Origin of the sequence: Agromyces ramosus (genome assembly GCF_030817175.1) — a bacterium.
In the GTDB taxonomy this organism is placed as follows: Bacteria; Actinomycetota; Actinomycetes; order Actinomycetales; family Microbacteriaceae; genus Agromyces; species Agromyces ramosus_A.
Genome location: NZ_JAUSYY010000001.1, coordinates 1,923,523 through 1,945,428 on the forward strand (window position 1 = coordinate 1,923,523; position 21,906 = coordinate 1,945,428).

Below are 21,906 nucleotides of genomic sequence, written 5' to 3' on the forward strand. Positions count from 1 at the left end.
ATCCGTCACCTCGGCGCCGTGCCCAGCGAGCGAGCGCGCGCCACGGCCCCGGACGTAAATCCGCCCGGGGCCGTGAACGTCTCGCTACTTCACCGTGCAGTCAGCACCGTTCACCGTGAAGGCGTCGGGCTCCGGGTTCCCGCCCCCGTTCACCCTGCCGTTGAACGAGAGCCCGACCGACTCGCCCGGTGCGATGGTGCCGTTCCACGGGAGGTTGTTCGCGGTGACCGTCGTGCCCTCCTGCTGCCACCACGCGTCGGCCCCGTGGTGCACCGTCTGGGAGCCCGGGAACTCGAACCCGAGCTCCCACGCCGTGTACCACGCGTCACCCGTGTTCGTGATCGTGAGGTCGGCCGAGAACGCCTTCTTCGACTTCCCGTTGATCACGTAGCTCACCTCGCAGCGCGGTTGCAGTTCCTCGGGCGGCAGCACCTCGAGGTCGACCTCGGCGGGCACCTTCGACGTCGCGCCCGTCGCCACGATGCGGTGGTCGCCGACCGGGAGGCCGTCGGGGATCTCGAACTCGAACTGCAGCGCTCCGAGACGGTCGACCGTGACCGTGCCGATCGGGTCGGAACCGACCTCGATCCGGACCTCCTCGTCGGGTGCGAAGCCCTCGCCCGTGAGCGACACGAGGTCGCCGGGGCGACCGGTCGTCGCGTTCGAGTGCAGCACCGGCGTGTACACCGGGTCGACCACCGGCGGCAGCACCTGCACCGTGTCGGTCGCCGGCATCGCCGACTTCGCTCCGGTGGCCACGACCGCGTACATGCCGGGCTCGGTGCCGGCCGGCACCGTGAGCGTCGACGACACCCGCCCCTCGCCGTCGGCGTCGACCGTGCGCTCGACCTCGGTCGGCGTCTGCAGCACGAGGCTGACGGACTCACCCGGCGCGAAGCCCTCTCCCGCGACCTCGATGTCGCCGCCCGCGAGGACGCCGTCTTCGGGAGTCGCCGACAGGCTCGTCTCGTAGATGGGCTCCGGCTCCTCGATCGTCGCCGTGAGTTCGAGCTGTTCCGTGCGGGCGCCGGTCGCCACCGTCACGGAGACCGTGTACGTTCCGGGGGCTGCGTAGACGTGGCTCCCCGATGCGAGCACCTCGCCCGCATCACCCTCGGCGAGCGTCGCGTCCTCCGTCACCGAGGTGTCGCCCCACTGCACTCGCACGATCGGGGCGGGCGCGGTGGCATCCGTCGGCACGATCGAGGCGAGGTCGACCGCGAGCTCGTCGCCCACGAGCCCCTGCACGTCCGCACCGGCCGTCGCGGTGAACTCGAGGCTCGGCGGGGTGGCGCCGTTGCTCGCGATCGCGAACACGTGCACTCGGCCCTCGACGCCGGGATCACCCGGCTGCACGGGCATCGTGATGCTCTCGACGACCTTGCCCTCGGGGATCGTGTAGGGCACGGTCGAGAAGAAGAACGACGCCGTGTTGCTCGGCGACGCGCCGACGAGCCGGTAGCTCGACTTCACCACCTCGATGTTGCCGTACGGCGCCGTGGCGTTCGCGTTGCCGCCCTTGGTCCAGTCGGAGAACCGCAGCGGGCTCGTCGCGCTCGTGCCGTCGGTGAAGTTCACGGTGACGCTCGTGTCCTGGTTCCGCTCGGTCGCGGCACCGATGAACGAGAGCTTCGTGGCACCGGCGCCGAGATCGAGGTTGATCGTCTGGCCTCGACCCGTGGCGTTGTCGGGCTGTCCCGCGGGAATCACCGGCACGGTGAAGCGCAGGTCGGTTCCCGGCACGCCGTGCTCGACGCCGGCCTCGAGCCCGCCTGCCTTCAAGCCGGCACGCGGGTACGAGATCCCCTTCGCGTCGCAGTTCGCCCCGACCCCGTCGTCTCCGATGCAGACGCTGTCGAAGGCTGCCCGAAGGCTCAGGGGCTCGATGTGCGCGACCGTGAAGACCACCGGCACCGTCGAGGACGCATCGCCGTCGGTGACGCTCACCGCGCCGCGGTAGACACCCGCCTCCGCGAACGTGTGCGTCGCGGAGACCGGGAAGTTGCCGACCTTGGGGTCACCGATGTTCGCGGCACTGGGTTCGCTGCCGTCGCCCCACTCGACCGACGTCGTGTAGCCGTCGGACGACCCTCCCGAGAGGATGCCGAGCGTGAAGCGGCGCTCGACTCCCGACTCTGCCACCAGGCCTGCGGCCGGGCTGAACGTCAGCTCGGATGCCTCCGAGCCGGCGCCGTCGGTCAGCAGCTCCACCTCGCTGAGCGAGATCGTGGGCGCCCCACCGGTGATCGTGAGCCGGAACTGCCGGTACGACCCCGGATTCGCGACCTTGAACGGAGTGGTCTGCCCGCGGTTGGCGAAGACGACCTCCGAGCGCGAATCGACCGTGGTCCACGTCACGCCGTCGTCACTGCCCTCGAGCGTCCAGGCGGACGGGTCGCCGGGCGCGGCTCCCGCGGTCAGGGTGTAGAACGTCGGCCGCTGCTTCGCGCCGGCATAGGTGAACGTGAGCTGCGGCGTTGCCGTGGCGAACGTCACGATGGACGACGACGTGTTGTCGACGAGCGGGGCGAGGTTCTCACCGCCCGAGCTGCTGACTGCGGCGATCACGGGGTCCGTCGTGTCGACGAGCGGCTTGGCGACCTCGTCGCCGGTCGTGAGCGACGGCGGCGCGTCATCCGCTCCCGTGCCCCAGGCCGAGGGCTCGGCGCCCATCACGAAGTCGAGCGTCGTGCCGTCGGTGAGCACGTTCGAGTCGATCGAGGTGCTCGTCCACGGCTCGCCGTCGACCGCGAGCGACTGCACGTAGACGTTCTCCGAGCTGTTGCCCTGTGCATTGATGACGAGGTCGGCACCGTCGGCGAGGTGCACCGTCGCCTTGTCGAACAGCGGCGACCCGATCACGAGGTCGGTGGAGCCGACCTGCAGCGGGTAGAGGCCGAGCGCGCTCAGGATGTACCAGGCGCTCATCTCGCCGTTGTCCTCGTCGCCCGCGTAGCCCTGGCCGATGGTGGAGCCGGCGAAGGAGCGCTGCAGCGCTTCGCGCACGATCTGCTGCGCCTTGGCCGGCGCACCCGCGGCGTTGTACATGAAGGGGATGTGGTGGCTCACCTGGTTGCTGACCCCCCACTGTCCGAAGCGTCCGTCACGAGCCTCAACCTCCTCGTGGATCGTGCCGAGGGAGGTCTCGGGCGTCGCGAAGAACTCGTCGAGCTTCTGCTCGAGCCCCTCATCGCCGCCGTAGAGGTTCGCGAGGCCCTGCGGGTCCTGCGGGGCGTGGAAGGCGAAGTTCCAGCCGTTCGTCTCGGTGTACGGCCCCCACCAGGCCTTCGGGTTGTATTGATCGGCGGGCGTCACGAATGAGCCGTCGGAATTCCGCGCCTGGAAGAAGTCGATGGCCGGGTCGAACATGTTGACGTAGTTCGTGGCCCGGTCGAGGTAGTACTCGGCCTCCTCCCGGAGCGTGGCGCGACGGGACTCGGGCGTCGCGGGGTCGTCGGCGAGCGCCGCCGCCATGTTGCCGATGCCGTAGTCGTTGATGTATCCCTCGGTGGCCCACGACACGCTCTCACCCTGCGAGGCGGGCGTGTACCCGAGGAAGGTCGAGGTGTTCAGGCTCTTGCGCCCGACGTTGGCGTTGCTCGACGGCGTCGACGCGTTCTTCACCGCGGCGTCGTACGTCTCGAGCGCGTCGGGCAGTTCGACGCCGCGCAGGTGCGCGTCGGCGAACGACACGTCGGAGCTCGTGCCCGTCATGATGTTCGCGTAACCGGGCGAGGACCAGCGAGCGATCCAGCCGCCATCGCGGTACTGCTCCGTGAAGCCGTCGATGAGTTCGGCTGCCACCTCGGGGTAGAGGAGCGAGTACGCGGGCCACGTCGTGCGGTAGGTGTCCCAGAACCCGTTGTTGACGTACATCTTGCCGGAGACGATCTTCGCGGCGGTGGTCGTCGGGGTGTCGGTGCCGGTCTCGGGCGAGACCGGGCTCGCGTACTTGTAGTCGGGAGATTCCGGGGTGCCCGTGTTCTCGAACTGGGCGTTCGGATAGACGTTCAGGCGGTAGAGGTTGCCGTAGAGCGTGCGCAGCTCGGTCTCGGACGCCCCGTCGACCTCCATGACGCCGAGGCGCTCGTTCCAGAGGTCGCGTGCCTCCGCTCGCACCGAGTCGAACGAGCGATCGCCGACCTCCTGGTCGAAGTTCTTCCCGGCCTGGTCGAGGCTGATGAGCGAGGTTGCGAGGCGCAGCGTGACGGTCTTGTCGGAGCCGAGCGCGAATCGGGCGTACTCGGTGAGCGGCCGTCCGCCCGCGGCGGTGCCCGTGGCGACCGGAGTGGCGTCGAAGCGGCCGGACACGAACATCCGGCTCTGCCCCGCCACGAAGCCCGACCCCTTGTCGATCCAGCCGGTCACCCGGCCGGTCGCGGCGTCGATCGTGAAGTCGCCGTCACCGGTGGGCGAGTCGAGCACGACGCTGCCCGAGGCATCCGCGTCACGGAATGTGAAGCGCATGATCATGCCGCGATTCGTCGGAGTCATCTCGGCGCGGACGCCGCTGTCGGTCGTCACGCCGTAGTAGTCGGGTTGCGCGGTCTCGTTGTCGTGGCTGAAGGTGAGGGCACGTGTGTGCGGATTGCCGCTCGGGGCGCCCGCGCCGGCGACCGGCATGGCCGAGAACTGGTTGCGGTCGCCCATCCACGGGCTCGGCTGGTGCGAGATGCCGAGTCCCTCGAAGCGCGTGCGGTTCTGCTCGTCGTTCTCCTGCTGGTAGGAGTACTCGCGCGACGTGGCGAGGGCGTTCGTCACCGGCACGAGGAAGTTGAAGCCGTTCGGCACCGAGGTGATCGCCTCGTTCGAGCCGCGCGAGAAGGCGCTCGACGAGTTCGTGCCGCGGCGTGTGTCGACGAAGTTGGTGAGGCTCGAGCCGTCGATGCGTTCGGGCTGGGCGACCACCGAGATGTCGTCGAGCCAGCCCTGGAAGGCCGTCGCGTCGGTGCCGCCAGGGTTGTCGTACGCGACGAGGATGCCCTCGATCGTCTTTCCCGCGGCCACCGGCCCCAGGTCGATCTCGACGTGGTTCCACTGGTTCGGGTACAGGATCTTGCCGGTGCCCTGCCCTTCGGCGGTCGCCGAGATGTCGTACACGTCCCGAGGCGCGAGGTCGGAGAGGAAGCTGCCGTCGGTGAACTTCAGGTCGACGGCCGAGTAGGTCGACGGGTACTGGAGGTCGTTCGCCGTCAGCTCGGGGAAGACCAGGTACGACAGTCGGGTGTCGGCGCCCACCGGGATCTCGACGTCGAAGAGGCGGTTCGTCGCGAACGCCTCGCCGTCAGCCGAGTGCTCGCCGCCGAAGCGAAGCGAGTGCGTGCCCGTGAACCCGACCCGCGCCTTCATGTTGTAGCCGCGCGAGGGGCCGGACCCCACGAGCGACGTCATCGGGGCATCGCCGGCTTCGGGATCGACCGCCTGGAGGAGGTCGAAGTCGGCGAGCTGGATGATGCCGCCCGAGTGGTTCGCCTGGATCTCGAGCCGGTACCTCGAATACGGGGCGGCGCCGGTCACCTCGAAGCTCTTCTTGGTCCGACGCTCGGCGGCGGTCCAATCCTGGTTGGTGCGCGTGTCGATCGTCGTCCACGTGGTGCCGTCGTTCGAGCCCTGCACGATCCAGTTCTTCGGGTCGCGTTCGGGCGCATCGTCTCCGGAGGTGATCGAGTACGAGGCGATCGCGACGGTCTGCGAGAGCTCGTACCGGAGCCAGGCGCTCGACGAGAAGACCAGCCATTTGGTGCCCGAGTCCCCGTCGGCGGCGCGGATCGCCGCTTCGCCCGCCCCGTTCTCGCCGCTCGCGCTCACCGCAGTGACCGACGAGAGCACGCTGCCGCCCGACGGCCCGGCCACGTTCTGCTGCAGCGGGACGCCATCGCGCTCCTCGACGAGGTCCGCGTAGGGCTTCAGCGTCTCGTCGCTTTCGAAGGAGGTCGAGAAGTCGGATGCCTCCGCCGCGAAGGCGGTGGACGCGGCGCCGAGTGGGAGCAGGCCGAGGAGGAGCGCGGTGCCGGCGAGCGCGGCGAGCGAGCGGCGCATCGGGCTCTGCATGCCTGACGGGCGGGAGGACGGGTACGCGGACATGCGGGCCTTTCGACTGTGAACGGCGAGAGCGACTCGGCTCTGCATCGGTGAACGACCGATACCGAACCAGACGCTAGCCGTCGAACCGTTCGTATGTCAACGTTGACTTAGTAGGATGACCGCAAAATGCGCGAGTTCGCTGCACGCTTTCGGTGGGCGTGGCCGGGGTCGGGCTTTCGAGCGCTGGACATTTCGGTCAACGATGACAGGCGGCCCGAACACATCGGCTCGGACGCTAAGGTGTCAGCCATGACGCCCCGCCCGGCCAGCCGGACCCGCCCCACCATGAACGATGTCGCGCGGGCGGCCGGCGTGAGTGCGAAGACCGTGTCCCGGGTCGTGAACGGCGTCGACTACGTGAGCGCGGAAACCCTCGAGCTCGTGCACTCCGCCATCGAGTCGCTCGGGTTCCGGCGCAACGAGTTCGCCCGGCAGCTTCGACAGGGCACGACGGCGACGATCGGGCTCGTCCTGGAGGACATCGGCGACCCCTTCTACTCAGTCCTCAGCCGGGCCGTGGAAGACGTCGCATTCGCCCGCGGCTACACCCTGCTCGCGGCGTCGTCCGCAGAGGATCCCGACCGATTCCGGCGGCTCATCGAATCATTCACCTCGCGCGGAGTCGACGGACTCATCATCGTGCCGGCCGGTGGTACCGACGCGAACCTGCTCCGAGCCGAGATGGACGCCGGATGCACCATGGTCTTCGTCGACCGGCCCGCCGACGACCTCGAGGCCGACACCGTCCTCGTCGACAACCGGGGCGGTGCGAAGCACGGCACCGCCCACCTCATCGCGCACGGGCATCGGCGCATCGCCTACTTCGGAGACGACGAGCGCGTGTTCACGGCGGGCGAGCGACGCGACGGATACCTCGACGCCTTCGTCGCCGCGGGGATTCGGCCTGCTCCAGAGCTCATCGTCATGTCGAACCCGAATCGCGATGCGGCGGCAGACGACGTCGGGCGCATCCTCGAGGCCGACGATCCGCCGACGGCGGTGATGACCGGCAACAACCGTTGGAGCGTGCAGGTGCTGCGTACCCTCCGTGCCAGGGATGCCTCGCCCACGGCCTTCGTGGGATTCGACGACTTCGAGTTCGCCGACCTTCTCACCCCCGGTGCGACCGTCGTCGCACAGGACCCGGCCGCGATGGGTCGCACCGCTGCGGAGCTGCTGCTCCGGCGCATCGAGGGCGACACCGAGAGTCCACGACAGCACGTTCGACTCGCCACCGCCCTCATCCAGCGCGGATCCGGCGAGCTGCCCGGGCCGTACAGGCTCGGCTGAAGCTCCCGGTCTTCAGCGGACGTTTCAGCTGCGCGCCCGGGAGATCAGCGTGGCGATCGAGCTCGACTCGTCGACGCCCGGAAGGAGCGCTGCACCCGCCAAGGGGTCGGCGTCGGCGGTCTCGATCTCCGCATCGGGTACCAGCATGCGGAGTGCGCCCGCGAACTCGGCCAGCAGGAGCTCCGACCGGAAGACGCCACCCGCCACTCGAACGCGCGGGCGAGGCACACGGTCCTCCTCCACCCGACGCAGCCCGGTGTAGGCCGACAGGGCGAGCTCCTGTGCCGCTCGGGAGATGATCCTCCGGGCGACGCCGTCGACGTCCGCGAGTGCGGACACGCCGGGCGCGAATCGCGCGATCCGCTCGACCCGGGCGGGGTCCACCTGGAGTTCGATGTAGGCGGTCTCGACGTCGGGAAACTCCTCTGCGACGACTTCGGTGAGCGCGGTCGCAGGACCACGACCGTCGTGGGCGCGCATCACGGCGTCGAGTGCCTCGCGCCCGAGCCAGAACGCACTTCCGGCATCACCGATCACGTTGCCCCAACCGTCGATCCGGGCGACGCGCCTGGCCCCGACGGCGAACGCCACAGCTCCCGTTCCCGACGCGATCGCGACGCCGCGATCAGCTCCGAGAGCGCCGAGGTACGCGGTGACCGAGTCGTGGGCGAGCGTGACCGAGGTCGCTCCGAGGGCAGGCGCTGCCGCCCTGAACAGGGGTTCGGCATCGAACTCGTGTCGGGTCAACCCGGAGACGCCGATGCCGACGGCTTCGGCATGGGCGCCGCGCGAGGCGGCCTCGTCGATGACCCCGATGAGCTGTGGAAGGAGCGGAAGGTCGGTGCGGATCGCGGGGCTCGTCCATTCGCGGCGGGCACCTGCACCCTGATGTCGCACCTTGATGCCCGACTGCCCTGCATCGATCGCGAGGAGCTGTGGGCCGTCGGCGTCCGCACGCGCGGACAGCCGTGCTTGGGCGACCATATTCCTCCTCGCACTCGCTACGTTTGAGGTGTCGCACGTTGGACACCGGTTTCCATCGGGGAAGCGGGGGTCATGTTACGCGGGCCGGTACGCGCCAGTCAATCCGGCATGTCAACGATGTACTCTTGAGGGAATGGAGCGAGGATGAGCGCGAAGTCGCGTCGATCCGGAGAATTCGGGGGCTCGGTGTTCGCGGCGACATCGCGTTTCACGCACCGAGGTTCAACGATGACATGTCACGGGGGCGACCGATGAAAATCCAGTCTCGGGCCACCTTGGAGGATGTCGCGCGTCTTGCCGGGGTCAGCGCCAAGACAGTCTCACGTGTGTACAGCAATTCACCGAGAGTGCTGCCCGAGACCCGAGAGCGCATCCTCGACGCGGCGAAGCGGCTGCGTTTCCGCCCCAACACCCTTGCCCGGAGTCTGCGCCAGGGCGGCAAGACTGATACGGTCGCGTTCGTCATCGGCGACATCCGCAACCCGTTCTACTTCCACGTGGCAGCCGGTATCGAGCAGGAACTGGCGAAACGGGGCTTCACGATGCTGCTCGCCAGCACCGGCGATTCGCCCGAAAGCGAGCCGGTCGTCGTCAATGCCCTGCTCGGCCAGCTCGTGCGGGCGCTCCTGCTGATCCCGATCGCCGGCGACCAGTCCTACCTCGAGGGCGAACGCCAGCTCGGGACGCCGGTCATCGCGGTCGACCGGCCGGCGACCGATCTCGTGGCCGACAGCGTGGTCCTCGCGAACCGGGCGGGCATGGCCGACGCGGTCCGTTCCCTGACCGCGCTCGGCCACCGCAAAGTCGGGTTCGTCAGCAACCCGTCCGAGATGTACACGCTCGCCGAGCGACTGGCCGGCTACCGGCAGGCGCTCCGAGAAGTCGGAGTCCTCGAGACGACAACGTGGGAACGGCTCGACAACGATCCGCAGATCACCCCGGAATCCCAGGTCAGGTCGCTCCTCGACTCATCAGACCCCCCGACCGCGATCGTCACGGGAAACAACCGCGCGACCATGGGAGCGCTGCGCGAGCTTCGCGAGCGGAATGATCAGGTCGCCCTCATCGGCTTCGACGACTTCGAACTCGCTGACATGCTCGGCATCTCGGTCGTCGCCCACGATCCCGTCGAGCTGGGCAGGGCCGCGGGGCGACTGGCCCTGGAACGCATCGAATCCCCGTCCGGGCCCACCCGGACCATCGAGATCGCGACGCGCATCGTGGCACGAGGCTCGGGCGAGATCCCGCCTTCCCGCTGAGCAGACACGCTGCGCCGTTGAGGCGCTGAGCGCGCCTGCTGCGCCTCGTGCTCGGGTGACCGAATCGTGATCAACGAACCGCCACGGTGAGTTGACGGCGGCGTTGGTATGTGCAACTCTGCCATGACAACGCTGACATGCAAGGATTCGAAGGAAACGATGGAGTTCACCCGCACGCGGTACGCAGGGGCGGCGATCACATGAGCGAGCAACCGCCCATCCTCGAGATGCGCTCGATCACGAAGGAGTTCCCGGGCGTCAAGGCGCTGTCCGACGTCTCCCTCACGGTGCGAGCCAACGAGATCCACGCCATCTGCGGCGAGAACGGTGCCGGCAAGTCCACGCTCATGAAGGTGCTCTCGGGCGTGTACCCGGCGGGTTCCTACGACGGCCAGATCTGGTTCGGCGGCGAGCTCGTCGAGTTCAGGGACATTCGAGCCTCCGAGCACGCCGGCATCGCGATCATCCATCAGGAGCTCGCCCTCATCCCCGAGCTGTCGATCACCGAGAACATCTTCCTCGGCAACGAGATCGCCAAGGCGGGCAGGATCGACTGGGTACAGGCGACGCGCGAGGCGACCGCCCTCCTCGCACGGGTCGGGCTCGACGAGAATCCCGACACGCAGATCAAGCATCTCGGTGTCGGCAAGCAGCAGCTCGTCGAGATCGCCAAGGCACTCTCGAAGCGCGTGAAGCTGCTGATCCTCGATGAGCCGACCGCCGCGCTCAACGAAGACGACTCCCAGCATCTCCTCGACCTCATCCGCGGGCTGAAGAGCAAGGGCATCGCCTCGATCATGATCAGCCACAAGCTGAATGAGATCGAGCAGATCGCCGATTCGATCACGATCATCCGCGACGGCCACGCCATCGAGACGCTCGATGTGCACGCCGGCGGCGTCGATGAGGACCGCATCATCCGCGGCATGGTGGGCCGCTCCCTCGAGAGCCGGTTCCCCCCGCGCACGCCGCAGATCGGCGAGGTCTTCTTCGAGGTACGGGATTGGACGATCCAGCACCCGCAGGTGCCGGAGCGGCTCGTGGCGCGCGGAGCCCACCTCAACGTGCGGCGCGGGGAGATCGTCGGCCTGGCCGGACTCATGGGCGCCGGGCGGACCGAGCTCGCCATGAGCCTGTTCGGCAGGTCGTACGGCAACTACGTCTCGGGCACGATCACGAAGGACGGCGAGAACCTCGTCCTGAAAGACGTCGAGTCCGCGATCGCGCACGGGCTCGCATACGTCAGCGAGGACCGAAAGGCCCTCGGGCTGAACCTGCTCGACTCGATCAAGCGGTCGATCGTCGCCGCCAAGCTCTCGAGGATCGCGCGCCGGGGAGTCATCGACAGCTTCGAGGAACACCGAACGGCCGAGGAATACCGCAAGCGCCTCCGCATCAAGACGCCGACCGTGGAGGCGGGTGTGGCGAAGCTCTCGGGCGGCAACCAGCAGAAGGTCGTCCTCGCCAAGTGGATGTTCACGGATCCCGATCTGCTGATCCTCGATGAGCCCACGCGTGGCATCGACGTCGGAGCCAAGTACGAGATCTACGCGATCATCCAGGAGCTGGCGGCACAGGGCAAGGGCGTCATCCTCATCTCGAGCGAGCTGCCCGAGCTCCTCGGCATGGCCGACCGCATCTACACGGTGTTCGAGGGGCGGATCACGGATGTGGTCTCCGCATCCGACACGACGCCGGAGCACCTCATGCGGAGCATGACCTCAGACAGGAAGAAGGCACAGCAATGACGAGCGTGAAGGACACGACGAGCAAGGGCGGCGGGCTCCGCGACATCCGCAAGGTGTTCGGCAGCGGCCAGTCGACCGTGCGTCAGTTCGGCATCCTCGGCTCCCTGATCGTGATCGTCCTGCTCTTCCAGGTGCTCACCGACGGCTTGACGCTCTCTCCCACGAACCTCATCAACGTGGCGAACCAGTACTCCTACATCCTGATCCTCGCGATCGGCATGGTGATGGTGATCATCATGGGTCACATCGACCTGTCCGTGGGCTCCGTCGCCGCGTTCGTCGGGATCGTGGTGGCGAAGGCGATGGCCGAGTGGAACATCCCGTGGCCGCTCGCCATCGTGCTCGGGCTCGTCGTCGGTGCACTCATCGGCGCGTGGCACGGGTTCTGGGTCGCCTACATCGGGGTGCCCGCGTTCATCGTGACGTTGGCGGGCATGCTCATCTTCCGAGGCGGCAACCAGTTCATCGGGCAGTCGACCACGATCGCGGTGCCGCAGGAGTTCGGAGTCATCGGAGCCGGCTACCTGCCAGAGCTGGCCGTGCCGCTGCCGTTCAACGTGCTCACGATGGTGCTCGGGCTGATCGGGGCCGCCTGGGTCGTCTGGAATGAGGTGCACCTGCGCCGCCAGCAGCGGCGAACCGGCTCCGAGCCGGCGCCCGTCTGGGTCTCGACGGTGAAGGTCGTCGTCGTCGGCGGCGCCATTCTGTGGGCCGCGTGGTTGTTCGCCACCGGCCGGCCGGGCACGAGCTTCCCGATCTCGGGCCTCATCCTCGTCGTGCTCGTGATCATCTACTCCTTCATCACGAACAACACCGTGTTCGGCCGGCACATCTACGCCGTCGGCGGCAACCGGCTCGCAGCTTCCCTCTCCGGGGTGAAGGATCGACGCGTCGACTTCTTCGTCATGATGAACATGTCGGTACTCGCGGCACTCGCCGGGATGATCTTCGTCGCCCGCTCCACGGCGTCCGGACCGCAGGACGGCAACGGCTGGGAGCTCGACGCGATCGCGGCGGTGTTCATCGGCGGCGCCGCCGTCTCCGGCGGCATCGGCACCGTCATCGGGTCCATCATCGGTGGCCTCGTGATGGCATTCCTCAACAACGGACTCCAGCTGCTCGGCGTCGGCGCCGACCTCGTGTCGATCATCAAGGGTCTCGTGCTCCTCATCGCCGTCGGAGTCGACGTGCTCAGCAAGCGCAGCGGCGGAGCATCCATCCTCGGAATCTGGTCGCGACGACGTGCCTCGCGACTCGAGACCGCACCCGAACCTCCCGCCGTCGTTCCGTCGGCCGGGACGAACGAGACGAGCCAGCCGGCGGACGTGATCCGTTGATGACCAGCGCCATCCGGCGTCGTCTCACCTCCACTCAATAGAAAGTGACTGATCAATGAAGAGAATCGCTCTGACCTCGGTGGCCTTGGCCGCCGTCGCAGCGCTGGCGCTCACGGGCTGCTCGTCCGAGCGCGGTGGCACCGAAGGCGCCAGCACCGAAGCCGCCGGCTTCGCCGCCGACGCCGCCATCGGCGTCGCACTGCCCGACAAGACCTCCGAGAACTGGGTGCTCGCGGGCGGCCTCTTCGAGGATGGTCTCGCCGAGGCCGGCTTCGAGGCCGACGTGCAGTACGCCCCGGCGTCCAACACGGTGGCCGAGCAGCAGAACCAGATCTCGGCCATGATCACCAACGGCGCCAAGGTCATCGTGATCGGCGCGAAGGACGGCAAGCAGCTCGGCACCCAGCTCCAGCAGGCGGCTGACGCCGGCGTGAAGGTCATCGCCTATGACCGCCTGATCGAGAACACCGAGAACGTCGACTACTACGTCGCATTCGACAACTTCGAGGTCGGACGACTCCAGGGCCAGGCGCTGCTCGACGGGCTCGCCGAGCGCAGCGGCCACGAGGCGCCCTGGAACATCGAGCTCTTCTCGGGCTCGCCCGACGACGCCAACTCGGCAGTCTTCTTCAACGGTGCGATGGAGGTGCTGCAGCCGAAGATCGACGACGGCACCCTCGTCGTCGCGTCCGGCCAGACCGAGATCGGCCAGACCGCGACCCAGGGCTGGGAGGCCGAGAACGCGCAGAGCCGGATGGACTCGCTGCTGACCTCCACCTATGGTTCGCAGGAGGTCGACGGCGTGCTGTCGCCCAACGACACGCTCGGTCGCGCGATCATCACCTCGATCAAGCAGGCCGGCAAGGACATCTCGAAGATCACCGTGACCGGCCAGGACTCCGAGGTCGAGTCCGTCAAGTCGATCATGGCCGGCGAGCAGTACTCGACGATCAACAAGGACACCGCGATCCTCGTCGCGGAGACCATCACGATGATCCAGGCGCTGCAGCAGGGCGAAGAGCCCGAGGTGAACGACACCGAGCAGTACGACAATGGCGTGAAGGTGGTTCCCGCCTACCTCATCCCGCCGGTCATCGTCACCAAGGAGAATGCCGCGGACGCGTACGCCAGCAACCCGAACCTTCTCGAGATCGTGAACGCCTCCAAGTAGGCCGTATCCACGACGCGAGGTCCCCGCGCCATTGGTGCGGGGACCTCACGTCGTGCACGTCGTAGCTCGGCGCAAGTTGCTCGCGTCGGCGCAGGTCCCTCCCTGCGCCCGGGCGACGAACGTGCGCCGAAGTGGGGAAGTGCCGCCGCATGGCACGGGCGCGGCAGCACAGCCCGCGCGGGATAGCTCATGTCGTTCGCCTTGCCGCCGCGCCGCTGGCCGGCGATCACCACGCCGGCCCACTCCGGCACCAGGGCGTCGTTCGGCTGCGGGCCACCCGCGAGCGGCGCCCCGGTGAGCGTGGCGATGAGCGGCGCGAGCCCGGCGACCGGCACGTGGCGCTCGTCGAGCGGCGGCTCGGGAGCCGAGGCGGAGCGGGGGTCGTCATGCTCGTCCGGCCGTCTCGGCGTCGGCTGCGTCGCCTGCATCTTCCGCATCCACCGCGGTGAGCAGCGCGACGGCATCGCGCACCGCGAGCAGCGTCTCGCGTGCGCCGAGCACGCGGAAGTGCCCGGCGACCGGCACCCGGATGTTCGTGGCGCCGTCGAGCGCGCTGCCGTCGGGGATGTGCGGGTCGAACGTGCCGAACACCGAGACGATGCGGGCGTTGACCGAGGTCGCGCTGCCGAGCATCACGATCGTCTCGTCGCCCGGCAATAGCGCGCGGATGCTCGGGTCGGTGAAGAGTCGTGCCCGCCGTGCGCCGGCGAACGGCGTGCACACGGCGACGACGCCGCGGATGCCGAGTGCGTCGGCGTGCTCGTCGAGCAGCAGGTGCTTGCCGATGAGCCCGCCCTTGCTGTGCGCCACGAGGACCCGTCCGGCCTCGGGCACCCGCACCCGGCCGAGCGCCCGCGCGATGCGCAGCGAGGTGTCGGCGATCGCCCGGCGGTTGACGCCCATGCCGTGCACCGCGAGCACCCGATGCCCATCGGCGTTGAGTGCATCGCCGAGCGGGCGCAGGAACGACCAGTGCTCGTACACGCCGGGCAGCAGCACCACTTGCGGCTTGGCGGAGTCGCCCGTGCGCCAGCGCGCCGGCGGACGGCGCCCCTCGGTGAGGAACGCGAGCTGGCGCAGGACCGCGTAGACGTAGTCGAGCGCCCAGAAGCCGAGGGCGCTCGGCCAGCTCAGCTGCATCGCCTTCATGGGTTCGGCAGGCTGCGACACGACACGGCCGGCCGGCCGGCCGTGGGCGTGCCGGGCGATGAGCTCGCCGACCTCGCGGACGCCCGCCAGCATCGTGTCGTGGCCGTGTCCGGGAACCTCGACGTAGCGCCCCTTCGGTACGAGCGCTGCGATCTCCTCAGCCCAGTACCGCGGCACGATGCGGTCGTGCTCACCGCGGATGACGAGCGTGTCGGCGGCGATCTGCGGGAGGACGCGTTCGAGGCGGTGCTCGATCATCGGGCGGAGGTTCGCGACGAACCACTTCGGTCCCGCTTCCGAGTACTGCGCGAGCCCGACCGCCGCGACCTTCGGGTTGATGACGGCGACGTCCTGCAGGAAGCGCAGCGACTGCTGCATGATGGTGCGCTCGCGAGGGTTCACCGTCGGCCCGATGAGCACGAGCCGATCGACGAGCTCCGGATGCCGCGCCGCCGTCTCGGATGCGACTTGGGCACCGGTCGAGTGGCCGACGAGCACGGCGCGGTCGATCCCCTCGGCGACGAGCAGCTCGGCGAGGAGCTCGCCGGCGGCCTCCATGCTGAGCGGTTCGCGCGGCTGCGGGGCGTCGCCGAAGCCGGGCAGGTCGAGCGCGTACACGGTGCCCGTAGCATCGAGCCGCTCGGCGAGGTCGCTCCAGTACTCATGGGCCATGCCGAGGCCATGCACGAGCACGTAGTCGGGCCCGTCGGCTCGGCCCGACTCCCGGAGGACGATGACGTGCTCGCCACTCCGGAACTCGCGGGTGGTCGCCATGCCCGCAGTCTATGTGCGCGTCAGTCGATGAGGCCGTATGCCGCGAGCCGCGTGAGCACCTCGGCGCCGGCGGGCGGGCAGCGGTGGGTCTCGTCCGTCGTCACCCAGTGCAGGCTGCCGACCTCGGCGGAGGCGAAGGGCGCGGCATCCGTCTCGGCACGGAAGACCCGCATGCGCACGAGCCGCCCGTCGGGCTCGCCGTGCGCCTGCACGACGACCTCGAAGAGCTCGTCGAGCTCGGCCGGGTCGAGCACGAGCGCGACCTCCTCGAGCGCCTCGCGGGCGGCGGCCTCGGCGGCGGTCTCGCCGGCGTCGATCTTGCCGCCGGGCATGTAGTACACCTCGCGGTCGCGTGCGGTGACCATGAGCACGCGCCGGTCTCGCACGAGGGCGATCGCGGCGACGAGGAGGTCGGGCAGCTGGGACATCCGTTCCACCCTAAGCGGTGCATCCGGCCTCCCGTCCGCCTCCTCGGGCGTGCCCCGCGCGACTACGCTGGCTCGCACGCGCCGATCGCGAGGGAGCGACCACATGAGCGACAACCGCGGATTCGCCCGTGACGTGCAGTCGGAGGTGTACCGGGCCGGCCTCTCGGGCATGCGGCCTGCCGTGCCGGTCGACGGCGCCGCGCTCGAGCGCGCCGCGCGCAAGGCCCTGTCGGCCGAGGCGTTCAGCTACCTCGCGGGCGGGGCCGGCGCCGAGGCGCGGGCGCTCGACCACGGCGTCGACGGCCTCGTCGTCTCGAACCACGGCGGCCGCCAGGTCGACGGCGCCGTCGCGACGCTCGATGCGCTGCCGGGCGTCGTCGAACGGGTTGCCGGGCGGGTAGCCGTGCTGCTCGACAGCGGGGTGCGCGGCGGAGCCGACGCGTTCATCGCGCTCGCGCTCGGGGCGACGGCGGTGGGTATCGGGCGGCCGTATGCGTACGGGCTCGCCGTCGCCGGCGCCGATGGCGTGCGCGAAGTGGTGCGCAACCACATCGCGGAGCTCGACCTCACGATGGGGCTGGCCGGGCATCGTTCAGTCGCCGACATCGGACCGGAGTCCCTCCGGGTCTCCTGAAACGGGCCCCGACGATGGGGCCCGATGCCGCGCCCTGGATGCGGTGAGTTCGTTGCGCTCTCGGCCGACAGTTGTACCACACGAACTCGTAACGGTGGCCCATTGCGTTCGACTTACGTCGGCGTTAGGTTGTCTTTTATCGCACCAATCGGCGGAAGCCCTCGGGTCCCCCGCCGACCCGCGCATCCGACGCCGGCATCCGCCGGCGTCGTGCCTGCCTGTCAACGTCGACGGAGGAGCTCTATGACGTCATCACCGCCGATGACCGCACCCCCGGCCACCGAGGGCCTGCTTCCCGTGCCGCGCGACGCGGCGGCGCTGCTGAGGCACGACGTCGAGGCGTTCGGTGCCGTTGCCCCGGCCGTCACCGCGGCACATTGGGATCGTGCCCGCGCCCGGTGCGCCGACGCCGGACCCGCGGTGCGACGGCTCCTCGACGAGGCGGAGGCCTCGGACGGCGGCAAGCACCTCCGACCGCGGTTGGTGGCAGCCGCCTACCTCGGGTTCGGCGGGGCCGACCGGAGCCTGCTCGGCGACGTCGCCGGCGCGCAGCAGATCCTCCACCTCGGACTCTGCATGCACGACGACCTCATCGACGGCGACCGCACGCGGCACGGGCTCGGCGAATCTCATCGCCCGCTACCGGGAGGGCGACCGCGCGGCCGGCGTCGCGGATGCCGCGGCGGAGCGCCAGGCGATGGCCGCGGGGCTGCTCGCGGGCGATCTCGCCCTGAACGCGGCACTCCTCGCACTCCTCATGGCACCGGCTCCGGTGCCGGTGCGGCACCGGTTGGCGCTCGAGGCCGCCTCCGCCCTCGAACGCACGATCGCGGGCGAGCTGCTCGACGTGCGGTCCGAGCTGCTGCGGCCCGACCTGGCCGAACCCGAGCGCGTCGCCGAGCTGAAGACCGCCGTCTACAGCGTCTCGCTTCCGCTCAGGCTGGGGGCGATCGCGGCGGGCCTGACATCCGCGGACCTCATCGACGTCCTCGACCGTGCCGGCATCGCGTTCGGCATCGCCTACCAGCTCGCCGACGACGACCTCGGCCTGTTCGGATCCGAGGCGCAGACCGGCAAGTCGGTGCTCTCCGACGTGCAACAGGGCAAACGCACCGAGCACGTGCGCCTGGCGTATGCGCGTGCCGAGACCGCCGACCGCGACACGCTCGACGCGGTGCTCGGCATGCCGACCGCGACCGAGGGCGACGCCGACCTGGTGCGCGACATCGTGCTGCGCACTGGCGCGCGCGACGACGTGACGAAGGCGATCGACGACCACGTCGCCCGCGGCATCCGGCTCGCCGCCGCCGAACTGCCCGCCCCCCTCGCGACCTACCTCGCCGAACTCGCTCGCTCGATGCGAAGCCGAACCCGATGACCGCAACACCCTGGAGGAACCACGTGACCATGCTCGACACCGCATCCACCTTCAATGAACCGACGCTCGACACCGCGGCGTCCACGAACCCCGCGTCGACCGGATGGGCTCACGGGCGTGTCGGCGTCTGGCTCATCGGCGCGCGCGGATCGGTGGCCACCGCCGTGGCTGTCGGACTGAACGCGCTCGCCACCGGGCTCGCAGCACCCATCGGGTGTGCGACCGCCGGCCCCGAGTTCGCGGGCGTGCCGCTGCCTGGCTACGGCGACTTCGTGCTCGGCGGGCACGACGTCAGCACGACGCCGCTGCCGCGTCGCGCGCAGATGCTCGCCGACACCGGCATGATCCCCCAGGCCTACGTGACGGGGGCGCTCGCGGCGCTCGAACGCGCCGACGCCGAGATCCGGCCCGGCTACGATCCGGCCACGAACACCGGTAGCCAGGCCGAGGCAGCCCGACGTCTCGCCGACGACATCACGGCCTTCCGCGACCGCAACGGCCTCGACCGCGTCGTGGTCATCGACGTCTCGTCGACCGAGCCCCTCATCGGCGATCGTCCCGAGTTCCACGATGCGGAGCAGCTCTCGGCTGCGATCGAGGAGACGGAGTCGCAGCTGCTGCCGGCGAGCTCGATCGCCGCGCTGGCGGCGATCCACTCCGGCAGCGCGTACACGTGCTTCACGCCGTCGACCGGCCTCGCACTGCCCGCCCTCGTCGAGCTGGCCGACCGGCGCGGCATCCCGTTCGGCGGACAGGACGGCAAGACCGGTGAGACCCTCATCCGCACCGCCCTCGCGCCGATGTTCGGCGCGCGCGGCATGCACGTGCACTCCTGGGCGGGCGCGAACCTGCTCGGCGGCGGCGACGGCGCCACCCTGGCCGACCCCGAAGCGGTGCAGAGCAAGCTCGTGTCGAAGACCCGCGGCCTACGCAGCCTCGTCGGCGAGCACGTCGTGGCGCCCCTGCACATCGACAACGTGCCCGACCTCGGCGACATCAAGACGGCGTGGGATCACATCCACGCCGAGGGATTCCTCGGCACGCGCATCACGTTGCAGACGACGTGGAGCGCCTACGACTCCATGCTCGCCGCCCCGCTCGTGCTCGACCTCGCCCGCCTGCTCGGCCTCGCCGACGCGGCCGGTGCTCGGGGCGTCGTGCCGGAGCTCGGCTTCTTCTTCAAGGATCCGTGGGGCAGCGATGTGCACGACTTCGGACGGCAGACCGCCGCACTGATCGAGTGGGCGCAGGCGACCGGCGCCCGCCTGTCGGCGGAGGCACGGTCCGTCGGGACCGCACGTTGACCACCGTCGGCGACGTGCTCGAGCTCGTGCGCGCGCCCGCGGCGCTCACGGTCCTCGGCGACACGATGGCGGGCGGGTACGCCGGCGGCGGCCGGCTGCGCCGTCGGCAGTGGCTGCTGCCCGTGGCATCCGTCTTCCTGTACAGCGGCGGCATGGCCCTGAACGACTACGCCGACCGCACGCTCGACGCCGTCGAACGGCCGGAGCGGCCCATCCCCTCGGGGCGGATCGCGCCGCGCCGGGCGCTCGGCATCGCCGTGGCCTGCATGGCGGTGGGGCTCGGCCTCGCCGCCGGCGGGGGAGGGCGTCGCGCCCTCACGGTCGCGGTGCCGCTCGTCGGCGCGATCGTGTCGTACAACACGGTCTTCAAGGACACCGTCATCGGCCCCGTGAGCATGGCGGCATGTCGTGGACTCGACGTCATGATGGGCGCCGGCGGCGCTCGCGCGGCAGTGCCCGCTGCGGCCGCAGTGGCCCTGCACACGGCCGGTGTCACCGCCCAGTCGCGCGGGGAGGTGCACGGCGGTTCGACCCGGGTCGCGGCCGCCGGCCTCACCGTGACCAGTGCCACGACGATCGCGTCCGTCGCCGGCGGCGTGCACAGCCCGATCGCGGTGGCCGGCGCGCTGGCCGGCGGCGCCGCCTATGCGGGCGCCGTGCTGCCGAGCCAACTCGCGGCACTCGACGACCCCTCGGCCGGCAACGTCCGTACTGCGACACGAGCCGGCATCGGCGCGATGATCCCGCTGCAGGCGACGCTCGTCGCACGAACGGGCGCGCACCTTCCCGCGATGGCACTCGGGGCCGTCGACCTCCTCCGCCGCCGGCTCGCGGCACGGCGCCGGGCAGGTGACGTGACATGACGATCGCGCTCGGCGACACCGCGCACGCCGCGGGCCCGCTGCCCGGAGCGGGCTTCGTACTCGGGTACGGCACCAACGGATTCACCGACCACCCCCTCGACGCCGCACTCCGGGTGCTGGAGTCGACGGGCTACGGCGCACTGGCGCTCACGCTCGGGCACCCGCACCTCGACCCGTTCGCCGAGGATGCCGACCACCGGGCGGCGCTCCTGCGGGAACGACTCGACGAGCTGGGATGGCGGGTCGTGGTCGAGACCGGCACCCGCTACCTGCTCGACCCGTATGCCAAGCACCGGCCGACCCTCGTCGACGAGTACGCGGCAGCGCGGATGCGCTTCCTGCGCCGCGCCATCGACCTCGCGGTGACGCTGCGTGCCGACTGCGTCTCGCTCTGGTCGGGTGTCCTTCCCGAGGGGGTCGGCCCCGAAGAGGGCTGGCGCCGGCTGCTGCCGCGCATGCGCGAGATCGTCGCGTACGCCGAGGCCTCCGGTGTCACGCTCGGCGTCGAACCCGAGCCCGGCATGCTCATCGAGACCGTCGACGACGCCCTTCGACTCCGCGAGGAGCTCGGCTCGCCCGACGTGCTCGGCATCACCGTCGACCTCGGGCACTGCGTCCTCGTCGAACCCGAGGGGGTCGTGGGGGCCCTTCGCGCCGCGGGCCCGCTGCTCGTCAACGTGCAGGTCGACGACATGATGCCCGACGCCCACGAGCACTTGGAACTCGGCCGGGGCCGGCTCGACCTCGCCGCCGCGCTCGCGACGCTCCACGAGATCGGCTTCCACGGCGTGGCGGCGATGGAGCTGCCGCGGCACGCCCACGATGCGCCCCGGGTCGCCGCGCGGAGCATGCGGGCCATCCACGACGCATGGAGGGAACGATGACGAACCAGTGGACCGTGACGGCCGTGAGCGAGGTGGCCGCCGAACCGCAGCGCATCGTCGTGCTGTTCCCGGCGGCGGGGCGCGCCGTCGGGCGTGCTCCGATCGACCCGGTCGCCGACCCGCTCGGCGTGCGTCACGGCACCGTCGACGACCGCGCCCGCGCCGAGCTCGTGTGCGCGCTGCTCGCTGCGCTGCCGGCAGCCCCTGCGGCAGCGCAGCTCGCCGACCTCTACCGATACGGCGACGACGCCGAGCGCCGCGGCGTGCTGTGCGGGCTGAACGAGTCGTCGAACGTGCCGCCCGACGTCGCGGCCGTCGGCGTCGAGCTCGTGGCCGACGCACTGCGCACGAACGACCCGCGCCTCGTCGCGGCCGCCCTCGGGCCGTTCGCCGTCGGGCACCTCGACCAGCACGGGTGGCGGCACGGCGTGCTCAAGGCGCTCTTCATGGGCATCCCCCTCGACGTCGTCGCCGACCTCGAGCGTCGCGCCGACCCCGAACTCGCCCGCATGGCGGCCGCCCTGATCACCGAGCGGCAGGCCGCCGGGCGCACGGTGAGCGACGACATGACGAGGCTCGCGACGATCACCACGACCACCACGACGCCTGGAGGCTGAAC

General features: G+C 70.0%; 16 protein-coding genes. 11 read left to right on the plus strand and 5 right to left on the minus strand.

Annotation, left to right across the window (positions count from 1 at the left end; genetic code table 11):
- Positions 1-84 precede the first annotated feature (84 nt).
- Positions 85-6,084, minus strand: coding sequence for a GH92 family glycosyl hydrolase (locus tag QFZ26_RS08975; RefSeq protein ID WP_307041296.1), 6,000 nt, complete (start codon positions 6,082-6,084; stop codon positions 85-87).
- Positions 6,085-6,333: 249 nt separating this feature from the next.
- Here QFZ26_RS08975 and QFZ26_RS08980 point away from each other — a divergent pair, with 249 nt between their 5' ends.
- A complete protein-coding gene (locus tag QFZ26_RS08980) occupies positions 6,334-7,374 on the plus strand; it encodes a LacI family DNA-binding transcriptional regulator (protein WP_307041298.1) in 1,041 nt (346 codons plus the stop codon).
- Positions 7,375-7,398: 24 nt separating this feature from the next.
- On the opposite strand, the gene QFZ26_RS08985 is transcribed toward QFZ26_RS08980, so the two are convergent.
- The gene (locus QFZ26_RS08985) at positions 7,399-8,358 is read right to left on the minus strand and encodes an N-acetylglucosamine kinase (protein WP_307041301.1); all 960 of its coding nucleotides are present in this window, start codon (positions 8,356-8,358) and stop codon (positions 7,399-7,401) included.
- Positions 8,359-8,396: 38 nt separating this feature from the next.
- On the opposite strand from QFZ26_RS08985, the gene QFZ26_RS08990 reads away from it, so the two are divergent.
- The 4 genes from QFZ26_RS08990 to QFZ26_RS09005 all read left to right on the plus strand — a co-directional run bounded on the left by QFZ26_RS08990 (position 8,397) and on the right by QFZ26_RS09005 (position 13,873).
- Positions 8,397-9,617 (plus strand): LacI family DNA-binding transcriptional regulator, encoded by a 1,221-nt coding sequence (locus QFZ26_RS08990; RefSeq protein ID WP_307041303.1) that lies wholly within the window; start codon positions 8,397-8,399, stop codon positions 9,615-9,617.
- Between the two features lie 200 nt (positions 9,618-9,817).
- On the plus strand, positions 9,818-11,365 hold the full coding sequence (gene mmsA / locus QFZ26_RS08995) for a multiple monosaccharide ABC transporter ATP-binding protein (protein ID WP_307041305.1): 1,548 nt from the start codon (positions 9,818-9,820) through the stop codon (positions 11,363-11,365).
- Positions 11,362-12,702: a multiple monosaccharide ABC transporter permease gene (mmsB, locus tag QFZ26_RS09000; protein WP_307041307.1), complete on the plus strand. Its 1,341-nt coding sequence runs from the start codon at positions 11,362-11,364 to the stop codon at positions 12,700-12,702. The genes mmsA and mmsB overlap by 4 nt, the downstream gene beginning before the upstream one ends.
- A 55-nt stretch (positions 12,703-12,757) precedes the next feature.
- A complete protein-coding gene (locus QFZ26_RS09005) occupies positions 12,758-13,873 on the plus strand; it encodes a substrate-binding domain-containing protein (protein WP_307041310.1) in 1,116 nt (371 codons plus the stop codon).
- Between the two features lie 384 nt (positions 13,874-14,257).
- Here the strand turns inward: QFZ26_RS09005 and QFZ26_RS09010 are convergent, their stop codons facing one another.
- Positions 14,258-15,796 carry an alpha/beta hydrolase gene (locus QFZ26_RS09010; RefSeq protein ID WP_307041311.1) on the minus strand — a complete coding sequence of 513 codons (1,539 nt, stop codon included), beginning with the start codon at positions 15,794-15,796 and terminating at the stop codon, positions 14,258-14,260.
- 20 nt (positions 15,797-15,816) lie between these two features.
- Complete coding sequence (locus QFZ26_RS09015; RefSeq protein WP_307041313.1) at positions 15,817-16,224, minus strand: NUDIX domain-containing protein; 408 nt, start codon at positions 16,222-16,224, stop codon at positions 15,817-15,819.
- A 103-nt stretch (positions 16,225-16,327) separates the two neighbouring features.
- Here QFZ26_RS09015 and QFZ26_RS09020 point away from each other — a divergent pair, with 103 nt between their 5' ends.
- Complete coding sequence (locus QFZ26_RS09020) at positions 16,328-16,858, plus strand: alpha-hydroxy-acid oxidizing protein (protein WP_307041315.1); 531 nt, start codon at positions 16,328-16,330, stop codon at positions 16,856-16,858.
- Between the two features lie 252 nt (positions 16,859-17,110).
- Here the strand turns inward: QFZ26_RS09020 and QFZ26_RS09025 are convergent, their stop codons facing one another.
- Positions 17,111-17,491 carry a hypothetical protein gene (locus QFZ26_RS09025; protein WP_307041317.1) on the minus strand — a complete coding sequence of 127 codons (381 nt, stop codon included), beginning with the start codon at positions 17,489-17,491 and terminating at the stop codon, positions 17,111-17,113.
- Positions 17,492-17,555: 64 nt separating this feature from the next.
- Here QFZ26_RS09025 and QFZ26_RS09030 point away from each other — a divergent pair, with 64 nt between their 5' ends.
- The 5 genes from QFZ26_RS09030 to QFZ26_RS09050 are packed head-to-tail and all read left to right on the plus strand — an operon-like array spanning position 17,556 to position 21,904.
- Complete coding sequence (locus QFZ26_RS09030) at positions 17,556-18,236, plus strand: polyprenyl synthetase family protein (RefSeq protein WP_307041319.1); 681 nt, start codon at positions 17,556-17,558, stop codon at positions 18,234-18,236.
- Positions 18,233-19,540 (plus strand): inositol-3-phosphate synthase, encoded by a 1,308-nt coding sequence (locus QFZ26_RS09035; protein WP_307041321.1) that lies wholly within the window; start codon positions 18,233-18,235, stop codon positions 19,538-19,540. Before QFZ26_RS09030 ends, QFZ26_RS09035 begins: the two co-directional genes overlap by 4 nt.
- Entirely contained in the window at positions 19,537-20,403 is an 867-nt protein-coding gene (locus tag QFZ26_RS09040) for an SCO3242 family prenyltransferase (RefSeq protein ID WP_307041323.1), read from the plus strand. The genes QFZ26_RS09035 and QFZ26_RS09040 overlap by 4 nt, the downstream gene beginning before the upstream one ends.
- Complete coding sequence (locus QFZ26_RS09045) at positions 20,400-21,287, plus strand: sugar phosphate isomerase/epimerase family protein (RefSeq protein WP_307041325.1); 888 nt, start codon at positions 20,400-20,402, stop codon at positions 21,285-21,287. The genes QFZ26_RS09040 and QFZ26_RS09045 overlap by 4 nt, the downstream gene beginning before the upstream one ends.
- Positions 21,284-21,904, plus strand: a complete 621-nt coding sequence (locus QFZ26_RS09050) for an EboA domain-containing protein (RefSeq protein ID WP_307041327.1) — start codon at positions 21,284-21,286, stop codon at positions 21,902-21,904. The genes QFZ26_RS09045 and QFZ26_RS09050 overlap by 4 nt, the downstream gene beginning before the upstream one ends.
- Positions 21,905-21,906 lie beyond the last annotated feature (2 nt).

Coding starts and splice junctions, on each gene's coding strand:
- QFZ26_RS08985 (WP_307041301.1), bottom strand. CDS start 8,358: ATGGTCGCCCAAGCACGGCTGTCCGCGCGTGCGGACGCCGACGGCCCA.
- QFZ26_RS08980 (WP_307041298.1), top strand. CDS start 6,334: ATGACGCCCCGCCCGGCCAGCCGGACCCGCCCCACCATGAACGATGTC.
- QFZ26_RS09015 (WP_307041313.1), bottom strand. CDS start 16,224: ATGTCCCAGCTGCCCGACCTCCTCGTCGCCGCGATCGCCCTCGTGCGA.
- QFZ26_RS09035 (WP_307041321.1), top strand. CDS start 18,233: ATGACCGCAACACCCTGGAGGAACCACGTGACCATGCTCGACACCGCA.
- QFZ26_RS09050 (WP_307041327.1), top strand. CDS start 21,284: ATGACGAACCAGTGGACCGTGACGGCCGTGAGCGAGGTGGCCGCCGAA.
- mmsB (WP_307041307.1), top strand. CDS start 11,362: ATGACGAGCGTGAAGGACACGACGAGCAAGGGCGGCGGGCTCCGCGAC.
- QFZ26_RS09010 (WP_307041311.1), bottom strand. CDS start 15,796: ATGGCGACCACCCGCGAGTTCCGGAGTGGCGAGCACGTCATCGTCCTC.
- QFZ26_RS08975 (WP_307041296.1), bottom strand. CDS start 6,084: ATGTCCGCGTACCCGTCCTCCCGCCCGTCAGGCATGCAGAGCCCGATG.
- QFZ26_RS09025 (WP_307041317.1), bottom strand. CDS start 17,491: ATGAGATTCGCCGAGCCCGTGCCGCGTGCGGTCGCCGTCGATGAGGTC.
- QFZ26_RS09020 (WP_307041315.1), top strand. CDS start 16,328: ATGAGCGACAACCGCGGATTCGCCCGTGACGTGCAGTCGGAGGTGTAC.
- QFZ26_RS09030 (WP_307041319.1), top strand. CDS start 17,556: ATGGCCGCGGGGCTGCTCGCGGGCGATCTCGCCCTGAACGCGGCACTC.
- QFZ26_RS09045 (WP_307041325.1), top strand. CDS start 20,400: ATGACGATCGCGCTCGGCGACACCGCGCACGCCGCGGGCCCGCTGCCC.
- QFZ26_RS09005 (WP_307041310.1), top strand. CDS start 12,758: ATGAAGAGAATCGCTCTGACCTCGGTGGCCTTGGCCGCCGTCGCAGCG.
- mmsA (WP_307041305.1), top strand. CDS start 9,818: ATGAGCGAGCAACCGCCCATCCTCGAGATGCGCTCGATCACGAAGGAG.